The organism is Psychrobacter sp. UBA2514, from assembly GCF_002341255.1.
In the GTDB taxonomy this organism is placed as follows: domain Bacteria; phylum Pseudomonadota; class Gammaproteobacteria; order Pseudomonadales; family Moraxellaceae; genus Psychrobacter; species Psychrobacter pacificensis.
The window spans coordinates 12,222-26,711 of record NZ_DDNS01000007.1 but is presented as its reverse complement, the minus strand read 5'-3'; the positions used below and the strand labels follow the sequence as shown (position 1 = coordinate 26,711).

General features: G+C 45.7%; 10 protein-coding genes. 6 read left to right on the top strand and 4 right to left on the bottom strand.

Going from position 1 to position 14,490, the window contains the following annotated elements; translation table 11 throughout:
- Positions 1 to 35 precede the first annotated feature (35 nt).
- Positions 36 to 1,997 (bottom strand): acetate--CoA ligase, encoded by a 1,962-nt coding sequence (acs, locus tag B3V51_RS01945; RefSeq protein ID WP_071002467.1) that lies wholly within the window; start codon positions 1,995 to 1,997, stop codon positions 36 to 38.
- 438 nt (positions 1,998 to 2,435) lie between these two features.
- On the opposite strand from acs, the gene B3V51_RS01940 reads away from it, so the two are divergent.
- The gene (locus tag B3V51_RS01940; protein WP_093067317.1) at positions 2,436 to 3,719 is read left to right on the top strand and encodes an NAD(P)/FAD-dependent oxidoreductase; all 1,284 of its coding nucleotides are present in this window, start codon (positions 2,436 to 2,438) and stop codon (positions 3,717 to 3,719) included.
- A 115-nt stretch (positions 3,720 to 3,834) separates the two neighbouring features.
- Positions 3,835 to 4,851 (top strand): pirin family protein, encoded by a 1,017-nt coding sequence (locus B3V51_RS01935; protein WP_093067314.1) that lies wholly within the window; start codon positions 3,835 to 3,837, stop codon positions 4,849 to 4,851.
- A 98-nt stretch (positions 4,852 to 4,949) separates the two neighbouring features.
- Here the strand turns inward: B3V51_RS01935 and B3V51_RS01930 are convergent, their stop codons facing one another.
- Together B3V51_RS01930 and B3V51_RS01925 are read right to left on the bottom strand one after the other, a co-directional pair.
- A complete protein-coding gene (locus B3V51_RS01930) occupies positions 4,950 to 6,056 on the bottom strand; it encodes an alkene reductase (protein WP_071002472.1) in 1,107 nt (368 codons plus the stop codon).
- A 241-nt stretch (positions 6,057 to 6,297) separates the two neighbouring features.
- Complete coding sequence (locus B3V51_RS01925; RefSeq protein ID WP_286707868.1) at positions 6,298 to 7,227, bottom strand: DMT family transporter; 930 nt, start codon at positions 7,225 to 7,227, stop codon at positions 6,298 to 6,300.
- Positions 7,228 to 7,853: 626 nt separating this feature from the next.
- Between B3V51_RS01925 and B3V51_RS01920 the strand changes: the two genes are divergently transcribed.
- From B3V51_RS01920 to B3V51_RS01910, 3 genes are all read left to right on the top strand, one after another.
- A complete protein-coding gene (locus B3V51_RS01920; RefSeq protein WP_071002476.1) occupies positions 7,854 to 8,108 on the top strand; it encodes a hypothetical protein in 255 nt (84 codons plus the stop codon).
- Positions 8,109 to 8,334: 226 nt separating this feature from the next.
- The gene (locus B3V51_RS01915; protein WP_286707867.1) at positions 8,335 to 9,342 is read left to right on the top strand and encodes a lipoate--protein ligase; all 1,008 of its coding nucleotides are present in this window, start codon (positions 8,335 to 8,337) and stop codon (positions 9,340 to 9,342) included.
- A gap of 50 nt (positions 9,343 to 9,392) precedes the next feature.
- The gene (locus B3V51_RS01910) at positions 9,393 to 10,088 is read left to right on the top strand and encodes a hypothetical protein (protein WP_186475240.1); all 696 of its coding nucleotides are present in this window, start codon (positions 9,393 to 9,395) and stop codon (positions 10,086 to 10,088) included.
- Positions 10,089 to 10,238: 150 nt separating this feature from the next.
- Here the strand turns inward: B3V51_RS01910 and B3V51_RS01905 are convergent, their stop codons facing one another.
- Positions 10,239 to 12,374, bottom strand: coding sequence for an NADPH-dependent 2,4-dienoyl-CoA reductase (locus tag B3V51_RS01905; RefSeq protein WP_286707866.1), 2,136 nt, complete (start codon positions 12,372 to 12,374; stop codon positions 10,239 to 10,241).
- Between the two features lie 412 nt (positions 12,375 to 12,786).
- Here B3V51_RS01905 and B3V51_RS01900 point away from each other — a divergent pair, with 412 nt between their 5' ends.
- Entirely contained in the window at positions 12,787 to 14,451 is a 1,665-nt protein-coding gene (locus tag B3V51_RS01900) for an AMP-binding protein (protein WP_286707865.1), read from the top strand.
- Positions 14,452 to 14,490 lie beyond the last annotated feature (39 nt).

The following is a 14,490-nucleotide window of genomic DNA, read 5'->3' as shown; positions in this document are numbered from 1 at the left end:
CACCGTTCGCGTGCCCGATAGACGGGCTAACGCAACTACTCTCCGCGGCTCGCTTTGACTTCTTCTACCAAATCATTGATCACTGAGCTGTCCGCCAGCGTAGATAAGTCGCCCAATCCGACATACTGACCTTCTGCCAGCTTACGCAAGATACGACGCATAATCTTTCCTGAGCGAGTCTTTGGTAGCGCATCCACCATATAAATAGCATCTAAGGTCGCAATCGGCCCAATCTCGGCACGCACATGACGTTTTAGCTCCGCTTTTAGATCGTCTGTTTTTTCTTCGCCAGACTTTAGAATGATAAAGGCACAGATACCTGTCCCGCGAATCTCATGCGGCATACCAACAATCGCGGCCTCGGCAGTAGCCGGATGAGCAACCAATGCACTCTCAATCTCTGCCGTACCCAAGCGATGCCCTGAGACGTTTAGCACGTCATCCACGCGGCCTGTGATCCAATAATGTCCGTCTTCATCACGCTGCGCACCATCACCTGTGAAGTAATAGCCGGGATAATCGCTAAAATAGGTTTTCAAAAAGCGCGGATGGTCATTGTAGATCGTACGCATTTGCCCAGGCCAACCAGTACTGATGACCAAATTACCTTCAGCAGCGCCTTCCATGATTGCGCCTTCAGCATTGACGACTTCAGGTTTAATACCATATAGTGGCGTCATCGCGGCACCCGGCTTAAGATCGACCGCTCCCGGAATCGGTGCCATCAAAATACCGCCTGTCTCCGTTTGCCACCACGTATCGACAATGGGACACTTGCTGTCACCAACGACATGATAGTACCAATCCCACGCTTCTGGGTTGATTGGCTCACCGACTGAACCTAGCAAACGCAGGCTTGAGCGATCTGACTCACGTACAAAGGCATCACCCTCTTTCATCATTGCTCGAATCGCCGTTGGGGCGGTGTATAAAATGGTCACGTCGTGCTTGTCGATGATGTGTCCGATACGTGCCCATGTTGGATACTCTGGCACCCCTTCAAAAATGACTGTCGTGGTGCCATTGGCGAGCGGTGCATATGTTGAGTAGGTATGACCTGTGATCCAGCCCACATCTGCGGTACACCAATAAACGTCATCTTCTTTGACATCAAAGACATCACGGAAGGTAGACAAGGCATAAGTGATATAACCCCCTGTGGTATGCACAACGCCTTTGGGTTTACCCGTTGAGCCAGAGGTATACAATAGGAATAATGGATCTTCGGCATTCATCACTTCAGGCTCACAGATTTCTGATTGCCCATCAACGAGATTGTGATACCAGACATCGCGGCGACCGCTCATCGGTATAGAGTTGCCTGTGCGGTGGACGACGATGACTTTTTCGACACTGTCTGTGCCATCCATCTCAAGAGCATGATCGACATTGGCTTTGAGCGGTGTATGTTTGCCGCCACGTAAACCTTCATCAGCCGTAATAACGACTTTTGAGCGACTGTCTATCAAACGATTGCCCAGACTCTCAGCAGAAAACCCACCAAATACCACTGAATGCACCGCACCAATACGCGCACATGCCAGCATCGAGACCATGGCTTCTGGTATCATTGGCATATACAACGTGACCCGATCGCCTTTGCCAACGCCAAGCTTGCGTAGCGAGTTGCCCAGACGACAGACTGCTTCATGTAATTCTTTAAAAGAAATAATCTTGTGTAGTGAAGGGTGATCCCCTTCCCAAATAATAGCTGGCTTGTATGGATCTTTTTCGAGGTGACGATCAAGACAGTTGACGGAGATATTCAGCTCACCATCTTCAAACCATTTAATACTGAAATCGTCTAAGTCATAATTGACATTGCTGACTTTGGTCGGTTTTTTTATCCAGTCGATCAGCTCAGCACGCTTCGCCCAAAACGCATCATTTGCTTCGGTTGATTCGATAGATTGATTGTAGTCTTCGAGATACTTTTCAGGGGTGGTATTGGCAGCAGCCATAAACTCGGCTGAGATTGGAAATGATTTCTGGGTCATAGTATGGTTCCTTTTTAATTATCATGACTTACACAGAAAATCGTATATAACGACTAACCATGCAGGCAATAAGAGTCATCTTCCATAATGCGTGACACTCAGCGATAGTTTGACAAATAAGCGTGTCGGTTGCAAGACATCATCAGCCAATCATAACAATTTCGCTGTACATCTGTATACTTGGTGATTGATAGCAGCGGTTATTGAAGAGTTATTAGTAAGGATTATTGCAACATCGCAATCAAGAGTGCTCTTGATATGCAGATGCCATGTCACAGCTCATCGGATATCACATTTAATCCTTGTAACCTCAAATGAAATATGGACAATAGCTACCCTACCGATACTGCTTTAGACAACACCGCCGATCTGTATTATTAACACATACAATTGGTTTTGTTATCACCTTTTTTTAAATGATTGTTTTACGAGACCACAATGACTAATCACCGCAATGCACAACCCTCTACTCACTATGACGTCATCATCGTCGGCGCTGGCGCTTCAGGATTATATTGTGCGCTCACCGCCGGTCGCCGTGGTCGTCGCGTTTTGGTCATAGATCACGCCAATAAAGCAGGCAAAAAGATTTTGATGTCAGGTGGTGGCCGCTGCAACTTTACCAATTACTTCGTCGAACCTGAGCATTTTATCGGTGCCAATCCTCACTTTTGTAAGTCGGCACTGAGTCGCTATCCAAGCTGGGAGTTTATCGGCATGGTAGAGGCGCATCAGATTCCCTACCATGAGCGTGAACACGGGCAGCTATTTTGTGATGATTCTGCCCAAGATATCCTCACTATGCTCCTTGATGAATGTACGGCTGTCGGTGTGCAAATCAAGCTCAATACCCAAATCAATCATGTACAGACGACTGACCATGATAAAGCAAAACGGTTTGAGCTAATAACCAGCAAAAAGCTTGGCAAAAAAGACGTCGCAAGCGAGAGTCAATCGTCACAGACGCGCTATCGTTGTGAGTCGTTAGTGGTAGCCACTGGTGGTTTGTCTATTCCAACGATGGGCGCAAGCGGCATTGGCTACGAGCTAGCGCAGCAGTTTGGGCATACCTTGATAGCAACCGATGCCAGTCTCGTACCATTTACCTTCACGGACAAAACAGGCGAGCTGATTCGTAGCTTAGCAGGCATCAGCCTACCAGTCATTGCCAGTAACGAGCGTATCTCTTTTAAACTGCCTGTACTGTTTACCCATCGCGGGCTCTCTGGCCCTGCCATGCTCCAGCTATCGAACTATTGGCACAGTGGTGAGACGATCAGCATTAACCTACTGCCCGATGTAGATGTCACCGATATTTTACTCACCCGCAAAAAGTCACACCCACGCCAACTGATCCGTACTGTATTGGCAGAAAACACAGACAACGCACTACCCAAAAAACTATTGGCAGCACTACAGACCCAGCTTTGGGACGATATCAAAGATACTGAGCTTGCCAATATCAAAGATGAGCGACTGAGTGAGCTTGGCGCTACCCTCAACGGCTGGCAGCTCAAGCCGTCTGGTACTGAAGGCTATCGCACGGCCGAGGTCACCCGCGGCGGCGTAAAAACCGATGAGGTATCCTCAAAGACCATGCAAAGCAATCTACAAGAGGGCTTGTATTTCATCGGCGAAGTGCTCGATGTAACAGGCTGGCTTGGTGGTTATAACTTCCAATGGGCTTGGGCCAGTGGCTTTGTGAGTGGCGAGGTCGTTTAAGAAGCAGTCGCATTTGATAGCTTAAAATAAACACGACATAAGTTCATTTTATTATGAAATTGCGGTATAATATTAACTAATATGACTTATGCTAGATAAAATCATGAGGTAATCCATGCGTCCAATCAAACAGATTCATGGTGATAAAGCACCACATTGGGTCGGTGACGGATTCTTTGTGAAAACATTGATCAATTATGTCGATGACCAACCAGACTTCAATTACAGTCATACCGATCCATTTTTACTATTTGATTATGGCGAGCCGACGACATTTGCACCAAATCCTGATTATCAGACGCAGCCACATGGCATTGGCAAACACCCTCATAAAGGTTTTGAGACCGTCACCCTCGCGTACTCAGGTGAAATCAGTCATGCTGACTCTATCGGTGGACGCGGGGATATTTTGGAAGGCGATGTGCAATGGATGACCGCTGGTCGCGGCATTCTACACGAAGAGTTCCATTCTGAGGCGTTTGGGCAGCGCGGTGGTGTGTTTAGTATGGTGCAAATGTGGGTCAATCTGCCAAGCGCGCACAAGCTGACTGATCCTAAATATCAATTTATCAAACGTGCTGAGATGCCTATCATAGAATTGGTGGACAGTCGCGATGCCGACTCTCAAGATAATCTTACTAAAGATGCTGTTGCTCAAAGCGCTGACAAACAAACGGTCATCGGTCAAGTTGCCATCATTGCAGGTGACTGGCATGGCGTCACAGGTAATGCGGTAACCTTTACGCCCATTAACCTATGGGATATCGCGCTGCATACCGCAGGCACAACGATACTCGAAGTACCTAGCACGCACAATACCCTGCTTCTCGTACAAGAAGGCCGAGTACTGGTCAATGGCACATCTATCAGTGCAGGCAATCTGATTCAGTTTGCAGCGCCGATTGAACCATCTGTAGATTCTCAACCTGTACCTTTATCTGATGCTGCTACCGATACTATTGAGCTCACCTATTCTACCGATAACGATGAACACACTCCTGCCAAACTACTGTTGTTAAGTGGTGAACCTATCGGTGAGCCTATCGCAGGTCACGGCCCCTTTGTAATGAATACCCAAGATGAGCTACGACAAACGTTCCGTGATTATCAAACAGGCAATTTTGGTACATAATGAAAATAGAAGCACAAAAAAGCCCTCTGACTACCGATAGTCAGAGGGCTTTTATGAAGCATAATTTAGCTATTTAGTCAGCAGAACCGACAAATAAACTATTGCGCCTGATCCATAAACGGATAATCAGTGTAGCCAACCGTGCTGCCACCATAGAAGCTCTCTGGATGCTGCTCGTTGAGCGGTGCACCCTCTTGAATACGTTCAGCGAGATCAGGATTGGCAAGATAATCACGACCGAATGCTACTGCGTCGATATAACCTGCCTTGATATTTTTTTCTGCTTTGTCCGCATCATAGCCTCCCGCCGCGATGATGGTCTGATCGAACGCATCACGGACACGCTGACGGAACTCATCGCTATACGGCGTACCCCCTGCCCAGTCTGGCTCTGACAGATGCAAATACATTAGACCACGCTTGTTGATTTGCTCAATCAGCCAAATGTTATCGTCTTCTTCGTAGCCTCCCTCAACATTGTTGAACGTGCCAAGTGGTGAAATACGAATACCCACGTGATCAGCATCCCATGCCTCTGCGCAAGCATCAATCACGTCCAAGGTCAGACGCGCGCGGTTTTCGCGGCTGCCACCGTACTCATCGTCACGCTGATTGGTATGCTTGGCCCAAAACTGATGCAGCAAATAACCATGCGCGCCATGAATCTCAATACCATCAAACCCCGCTTCCTGCGCGCACTTGGTTGCATGTGCAAAGTCAGTAACCACTTGCTGAATCTCATCAAGACTGGCTGGGCGCGGCGGCGTGGCATCCGCGCGAATGGCTTGGTTGTCACTATCACGCAATGAGGTACGGATACCTACATCGACATCTGAGGCTGAAATTGGCGCACGGCGCTCAGGTTGTACGCTTTCATGTGAGACAAGTCCTGTGTGCCATAGCTGGACGACAATCTTGCCACCTTTGGCATGGACATTGTCAACGATGGCTTTCCATGCAGTGACTTGATCTTGAGTATGTAGCCCTGGTGCGCCTGCATAGCCTTTTGCTTGAAACGATACTTGCGTCGCTTCAGTGATGACAAGGCCCGCCCCTGCACGCTGCGAGTAGTACTCTGCTGCCCATGTGATAGGGACATCGCCTGGCTCAACGGCACGCAGACGTGTCAGTGGAGCCATCATAATGCGGTTTTTTAGCGTTTGTGTGCCCATTTTTACAGGCTCAAATAAAATATCGTGTGCCATAATCTGTCCTATTGGTTATTGTCGCTATTTATGATCTTTAGTTATAGCAACCATCATTCATACTGATTATTATCGAATGCTGTTTAGAAAAACTTATAATATCATTAGTAAATCTACGTTTAGCGCCTACATTTATAGGGGATAGATTTCATTATTCCAAGCAATATTTACAAACAGATACAGTAATATTCACCTATACAAATATTCATATTTATTTACTACGAAGACTGTTTACTAAGCCTTAAATACTGTTCGTCTGAGTCTTGTCTTTTGGCTTTAGCATTTTCTTAATTGACAGCTCTAGTGACAAATACGTGCCGATCAATATCACAATCGAACCAATGATGGCTTGTATATTTAGCGCTTCGCCAAGCAATAGATAGCCCAAAATAATCGCAAAAATTGGAATGACTAACGTGATACTCGTGGCACGCGTTGGCCCAATATTTTTGATCAACTGATTCATAAAAATAAGGGCAATGGCGGTCGAAAATACGCCGATACATATTACAGACACCCATGCCTTTATGCTGATCGCTTTGCCATAAGGAAACTCTGTAAAAACCACCGGCAGCATGATGAGGCTACCAATAATCAGTGAGCCTGCCGTGATCGCAACTGGCGAGACATCGTATAAGTAGTTTTTGGTGATGTTTGCGCCAAGCGCGTAACCCACACAAGCGAATAGCGCGTAGCCCATCGGTAATAATCCCTCGACCAAGCCTTTGCCCTGATCGCCACCACCAAATAAGCTTTCGCTCATCAATATAATCACCCCGACTACCCCAATCACCAATCCAAGCGCTTGTTTTTTGGACAGTCTGTCTTTAAAGAAGACGCGAGCGATAAAGCCGCTCATCATCGGTACGGAAGCGTTTAGTACGGCGAGTACCCCTGCATTCACTGACTGCGCAGAAAAAGAAAACAACACAAATGGCAACGCTGCCGAAAATATGCCGACGAGCGATAGCATTTTCCAGTGCTGTTTGATACCGTCTCTGTTTTTCTTTTTTAGCAGTACAAATACGAGCATGACCAGTCCGGCAAATATCACCCGCAGACTGGCAAAAGCCAATGACCCAAACTCAGGCACGCCAACTCGATAAAACACAAAGGAGAGCGACCACATAAAAGAGAGCGTCACAAAGATGATGAGGTCACGGTTGGTCATTAGGTAATCCTATTAAGTGCTTAGACTGCATTTGCCAACTCGTGTCGGTCATAACCGTCTGATATGTGGTGGAGGCTAACGTGCTAATAAGGCACTATGATGGTAAATCTATAACCACCTTGTATATTGCTTTTTATAGGTGTTATCGCGCATTCTTATGGATTAACCTGTCTTACTTAAAGTCATTTCACGATGTCTAGCTTTTCTATATCTTAGATAACTGGGTAAAATACTTTATCGAGCGAAAAGCCAGTAGACGCTGCTACCCTACAATTTTTCTACTTTAGCCTATTTCAGCGCTTTATTATTTATATACTGGCAAACTCCAAAGTCACTCTTGAGTCATTACCCTCATCAGTATGTATAAGAATAGAACCTATCTTGATATCGAAGCTTTCTAACAATAAGACTCATCGATAGACAATCTTAATAATATCAAAGTATAAGCAATGCCATCTAATCAGTAGGAGGTTTCCTTAAAAATATAATAATTGATATTTGTTTGCTAATTTTTTACTATCTATTTACTATCTAAGAGGTATTGGCTCGTATCTGGCGATACAAAAATAGATGACAAATTACACAAAAAGCTAAACTGTCAGTATGAGGGCGCTGAAGGTGCAGCGATGAGTTATAGCTTTAGGCAGGTCTCTTATAACCTGCCAGGACTTGGCAAAATGGCCACATCTAATCAAGCAAACTACAATGACCGTAATGAGATCACTGGATGGACGACCACCGTCAATGATGAGCCAGCCATTATCAGATATCGTTTGCCAAGCAATCAGCGTATCGTCAGTGATGCCTATGCGCAGTCTGGCAAAGCGGTGATGCAGTGTTATCTTAGTACCAAGTCGCAGTGGGAGATTTGTGCTGAATAGAGTGAGATATTATTGAGATTTAATACATCATAAAGCTGAGCTTATTGCTCAGCTTTTCCACTACTAGCAGCAAGACTTAATACTTTTTACGTTATAGTATTGCTTACATATTCCATCGAATTACTCTCCCTACCACTCTATCATTGAACCCCAATCTTTTATCAGTAAGAATATCAGTATCTATTTGTAGCACTTCCCTATAAAAACGATTAAAAAAGGATCCATCATGAAACTGCGCATCTTAAAGTCTGCGGTGACCAATCCTTGGTTCAATCTTGCCACCGAGGATTGGATATTTAATACGCTCAATCCCGACTCGCACACGCTTTTCTTATGGCGCAACTCTGAGACCGTGGTCATTGGTCGCTCACAAAATCCATGGGTAGAATGCAAGACGGATAAGATGGCAGCAGACGATGTCTTTTTGGCGCGGCGTCAAAGTGGCGGCGGTGCGGTATTTCATGACTTGGGCAATACCAATTTTACTTTTTTATCCCCAAAACACGCGTACGACCAAACGGCCAACTTTACCATTATCATCAATGCGCTAAAAAAGCTGGGTATCGATGCTGAGCAGTCTGGTCGTAATGATATGCAAGTGGGCGATCGAAAAATATCAGGCAGCGCCTTCAAACACGCCGCCGATCGCAGCTTTCATCACGGGACACTACTAGTCAATGCCAACATGCAAAAGCTTGGCGACTATCTCAATCCGCATCCCTTAAAGCTCAAAGCAAAAGGCATCAAATCGGTACGTGCGCGCGTGGCAAACTTGGTAGAGTTCAATGATGCCATCAATCATGAAACCTTGTCTGAGGCGATTATCGAGGCGTTTTGTGAGTATTACGGAGAGACTGCGCCAGTTGAACAGTTGGATGAAGCCAGCCTTGCCAAGCAGCCGGCGCTAAACGCTTACTATCAGCAGATGGCTGACTGGGATTGGCGCTTTGGCAAGACGCCTGAGTTTAGCCATCATATCGAGACGCGCTTTGATTGGGGCATGATGGATGTGCATTTGGATATCAAGCAAGCTGTGATTACGGAGGTTGTTATCTTCTCTGATGCGTTAAATATTGAGCTGATTGATTTGCTCAAAGAGACATTGACTGGTGTGAAATATAATAAGCATGAGATTAATGCCAAGCTTGCTGAGCTGGGCAAAGCACATCCTGAATTGGCAGCACAGATAGACGATGTATCTGAGTGGCTGACTAGTGAGATGGAAGGTTACTAATTTATGATTAAAAGTGTATAGTTTAATTTTTTATCACATAGAAGTCAGAAATGTTAGGTTTAAATCTTGAATCTTTAGACAGTTTATGGCCAATCGCAATTATCATGGCAACATTGAAAATACTTTTTGAGATAGGAAAGGTATGTAAATCTTACCAAGAGAATAGATACTATAGCTTGGATAAGCTCAAAGAAGCTTTTGAAACAGAAAAAGTTGATAACAAACTCAGAGAACAGTTAGTTACTACCTATGAAAGAGAGGTGTTCCACAAGATTTATAAATTAAATATAAGTAAATATTATCGTAGAAAAATTATTGATATCTCCAACAATTCTTGCGATATTGAGTTATCGACTTTTAGAAAAGCAAATAACTATATTACTTACGAAAATGAAAATATCTGCTTAATTTATAGATATTCATACCCTATATTAAAAACACTAAATAAAATATATTCTTATTTTTACTATATGCTCTCGGTTTTTTTCATTGTAGGTTTTCTATCTTATTTCTTAGAATATGAGTACTTATCAAAAATCTATGTCTCTGTAGACAATCAGTATGTATTACTGTTTTTAGGGCTTTATTTTCTTTTGGGATCGTTTTTCAGTATAAAAAAGGAAGTCTCTCTGGAAGCAGTAATAGTATTGAAAAAACATGCTGACATACATCGAAGTGATATCAATATCATACATAAAGAATTAATATATGACAAAATAGTAAAAAAAATACTTAATATCCCTTAATCAAGCTAGATAAAGAATCATTAATAATTTCAAGAATTAGTTTCTTTAGCAAATTAATGTACTTAAGCAAAGGCTGTTCTCAAGAAAAACAGCCTTTGTCAAAACATTCATTTTTTCAAATATAGATTATTTGAAAAGTCTAAATAATCCTTAAATCCCTGCCGCAACCTCAGCCCCATCACGAATCGCACGTTTGGCATCTAGCTCAGCGGCAAGCTTAGCACCGCCAATAAGATGATATTGCGCGTCTGGCGCATCGCCAACGTTTGGCATCAGACTGGCGACGGACTCTTGACCGGCACAGACGACGACGCTATCGACACGGAGTAGCTGGCTTTGACCTTGAGAGTTGGTGACCCAAATACCTTCGTTGGTGATTTTGTCGTACTGCACGCCAGCGACTTGGATGACGCCATGCGATTTGATATGCGCGCGATGTACCCAGCCTGAGGTTTTGTTCAGACCACTACCCAAACGGCCTTTGCTACGCTGCATCAGATAGACTTGGCGAATGGGCTTAATCGCTTTAGGTCTGACCAGTCCGCCATCACTTTGATAATCGGTATCGTTGGTCACGCCCCATTCCTCGCGCCACTCACTGATGGACTGCGGCTCAGGGCGATAGTCTGGATCTTTGAGACCTTCAGGGCCGATTTCATCCAGCGATTGTCCGTGATTGGCGGTCAGATACTCACTGACATCGAAACCAATACCGCCCGCACCGATGACCGCCACGGTGTTGCCCACGGCTTTTTCACCAGAGAGCAATTCTGCGTAGCTGATCACTTGTGGCAGATCAGCTCCTTCAAGCTTACCTGCGAGACTTCTAGGTACAACGCCAGTGGCGACGATAACATGATGGAACTTGGCTTTTTCCAGCATGTCTTTATCCACAAAGGTATTGAGTTTAATCTCGACGCCTAAGTGCTCAAGCTCGTTGATATAGTAGCGAACAGTCTCAAAGAACTCTTCTTTACCCGGGATGACTTTGGCGTAGTTGAACTGTCCACCCAACACATCTTTGGCTTCAAACAAGGTCACTTCATGACCACGTAAGGCGGCGACATGAGCGGCTGACATACCAGCGACCCCGCCACCGATAACGGCGACTTTTTTCGGTTTCTTGGTTTTTTTGTACACCAGCTCTGTCTCATAACAGGCTTGTGGATTGACCAAACAAGTCGAGCGTTTGTTTTCAAACGTATGATCGAGACACGCTTGGTTACAGGCGATACAGGTATTGATACGATCTGTCTGACCGTTTTTGGCTTTGTTGACCCAGTTTGCATCCGCCAAGAATGGACGCGCCATTTGAATCACATCTGCCTGACCATCAGCGATGATTTTTTCTGCGGTATCTGGCATGTTGATACGGTTGGCCGCCATCATCGGGATGCTGATGTGTTTTTTGATCTCAGCGGTGAAATCAACGAAAGCGGCGCGTGGTACGCTGGTGACGATCGTCGGGACACGCGCTTCATGCCAGCCGATGCCCGTATTCATGATCGTCACGCCCGCTTCTTCTAGCGCTTTTGCCACGGTGATGACTTCATCCATGACGTTGCCATCTTTGACCAAATCAATCACTGACAAGCGGAATAGGATAATAAAATCTTCACCCACGGCTTCGCGAACAGCTTTGACCACATCGACGGCAAACTTCATCCGGCCATTGATATCGCCGCCGTATTGATCACTACGCTGATTGACGTGGCGCGATAAAAACTGATTGAGTAAGTAGCCCTCAGAGCCCATGATTTCGACACCGTCATAGCCTGCTTGTTTGGCAAGACGCGCTGAACGAGCATAGTCTTTGACTGTCTGCTCGATATTTTTTATGCTCATCTTGCGCGGTTTAAACGGCGAGATTGGGGATTTGATTGGGCTGGAGGATACCGCAAACGGATGATAGCCATAGCGACCACTGTGCAATATCTGCATGATGATTTTGCTGTCATGCTTATGCACAGCACGAGTGACGCGTTGGTGATTGATGACGTCAGCTTTGGTATTCATCGTACCGCCAGCAGGCAACAACCAACCTTCGCGATTGGGTGAGATGCCGCCTGTGATCATCATTGCCACGCCGCCTTTGGCACGTTCTGCAAAATACGCCGCCAGCTTACCGTAGTTATAGAAACGGTCTTCAAGCCCTGTATGCATAGAGCCCATGACCAAGCGGTTTTTTAGCGTGGTAAAACCCAAATCTAATGGCTCAAATAAATGTGGATAATATTCATTAGTGCTGGCGGAATCGATCGTATTGGCAGAACGGCTGGCGGTCATATCATTTTCCTTATGAATGTTTTTTGAGACGGCTTCTTAAAAATGGCTTTGTAGAAATCGTGGTGCTACGGGATTTAGCGTTACTGGTATCGTAACACACCGCTATTATCACTAGCTATGCAGACAAACGACTGATGAGTGAGCACTATTTAGCGACGATCAGAATATGATCGTGAAGTGTGCCAATTATCACACGGGCTGGTGGCGTATCGTTAGGTTATTACGATAAAACCCGCTCCAGTGTTGACAATGTTTTTTTATAATCAGACAACTATTTTATCACTTCCTCCTCACCGCCCATTAGACTAATCGATAAACATCGACTATTCTAATCTAACACCTTTCTATGTTAAATTACGGTGCTGCGTTACCCTATTGACGCGTTATAAAAATACGATAAAGGATTATCATCATGACAGATTTTCATACCGGCCTCGGCAAAAACGCTGCCAATTATCAACCGCTCACCCCTATTGATTTTATTATCCGTAGCGCTCAGGTTTATCCCGATAAGACTGCGATCATTTATGATGACCTTGCACACAACAATCTCACTCAGACATGGCAACATACTTATACGCGCTGCCGTCAATTGGCGGATGGCTTACGCAAATTGGGTATCGATAAAAACGATACGGTCGCCGTCATGCTACCAAACACGCCAGCGATGGTCGAATGCGCCTTTGGCGTACCCATGTCAGGCGGCGTACTCTGCACGTTGAACACGCGCCTTGATATCAACGCCCTGACCTTTTGTTTGCAGCATTCAGAGGCCAAGGTGCTGATCTTGGATAGCGAGTTTGCGGAGCACGCTGAGATCATCGATGAGACCTTCCCAAACCTCATTGTCATTCATGCGACCGATCATGCTATCGATGTCGAGCCGTTTGGACAGATGAACTATGAAGCATTGGTTGCCAGTTCAGACAGCTTGGATAATTGGGAGATGCCAGCGGATGAATGGGATGCCATTGCCCTGAACTACACCTCTGGCACAACAGGCAAACCAAAAGGCGTCGTTTATCATCATCGCGGTGCTACGCTCAATGCGGTGTCGAATATTTTGGATTGGGATATGCCAAAGCATCCGACCTACTTGTGGACGTTGCCGCTGTTCCATTGTAACGGTTGGTGCTTCCCGTGGAGCATCGCTGAGCGCGCTGGGGTCAATGTCTGCTTGCGTAAGATTGATGCGGATTTGATATTGCAGCTGATTGCCAAGCATCAAGTGACCCATTACTGCTCTGCGCCCGTCGTCCATAATATGATTGCAGGCGGCAAACCTGAGTATAAGGAAGCCATTACGCATACCGTCAAAGGCTGGGTCGCTGGGGCACCGCCATCTGAAACCATGCTGGCAGCAATGGAAGAGATGGGCTTTGATATCTCTCACGTCTACGGTCTCACTGAGGTCTATGGGCCAGTGACCGTTTGCGCTGAGCAAGAAGAATGGAGTGATCTTGATGTCGCCACCCGCGCCCAAAAAAAATCACGTCAAGGCGTGACCTCACACTTAATGACAGGGTTTGAGGTATTTAAACAAGGCACGACTGAGCCAGTCGCCGCCGATGGCGAAGAGATGGGTGAGCTGGCACTACGTGGCAATATGGTGATGAAAGGCTATCTAAAAAGCCGCAAAGCCACTGAAGAAGCATTCACTGATGGCTGGTTCCGCACGGGGGATTTGGGTGTCAAATACCCTGATGGCTATATCAAAATCATGGACAGGCTCAAAGACATTATCATCTCAGGCGGTGAGAACATCTCTAGTATCGAGGTCGAAAATGTCTTATACAAGCTCCCTGCGATTGAGAGCTGTGCGGTCGTCGCCGCGCCACATGATAAATGGGGCGAAGTGCCCGTCGCCTTTATCGAGATTCATGAGGGCAGCACCTTGCAACGCGATGCGGTAATGGCGCATTGTAGTCAGCACTTAGCAGGTTTTAAAGTGCCAAAATATATCGTCTTTGCCGAAATCCCAAAGACCAGTACGGGTAAAGTACAAAAGTTTGAGCTACGCCAAGCAGCCAAATCGTTGGCGCACGAAACGTCAAAAGTCACTGCGAGTGCTAAGTGATCTGACAATACATTAAATCCTGTCATCAACTAACATTCA

Coding starts and splice junctions, on each gene's coding strand:
- acs (WP_071002467.1), bottom strand. CDS start 1,997: ATGACCCAGAAATCATTTCCAATCTCAGCCGAGTTTATGGCTGCTGCC.
- B3V51_RS01940 (WP_093067317.1), top strand. CDS start 2,436: ATGACTAATCACCGCAATGCACAACCCTCTACTCACTATGACGTCATC.
- B3V51_RS01935 (WP_093067314.1), top strand. CDS start 3,835: ATGCGTCCAATCAAACAGATTCATGGTGATAAAGCACCACATTGGGTC.
- B3V51_RS01930 (WP_071002472.1), bottom strand. CDS start 6,056: ATGGCACACGATATTTTATTTGAGCCTGTAAAAATGGGCACACAAACG.
- B3V51_RS01925 (WP_286707868.1), bottom strand. CDS start 7,227: ATGACCAACCGTGACCTCATCATCTTTGTGACGCTCTCTTTTATGTGG.
- B3V51_RS01920 (WP_071002476.1), top strand. CDS start 7,854: ATGAGTTATAGCTTTAGGCAGGTCTCTTATAACCTGCCAGGACTTGGC.
- B3V51_RS01915 (WP_286707867.1), top strand. CDS start 8,335: ATGAAACTGCGCATCTTAAAGTCTGCGGTGACCAATCCTTGGTTCAAT.
- B3V51_RS01910 (WP_186475240.1), top strand. CDS start 9,393: ATGTTAGGTTTAAATCTTGAATCTTTAGACAGTTTATGGCCAATCGCA.
- B3V51_RS01905 (WP_286707866.1), bottom strand. CDS start 12,374: ATGACCGCCAGCCGTTCTGCCAATACGATCGATTCCGCCAGCACTAAT.
- B3V51_RS01900 (WP_286707865.1), top strand. CDS start 12,787: ATGACAGATTTTCATACCGGCCTCGGCAAAAACGCTGCCAATTATCAA.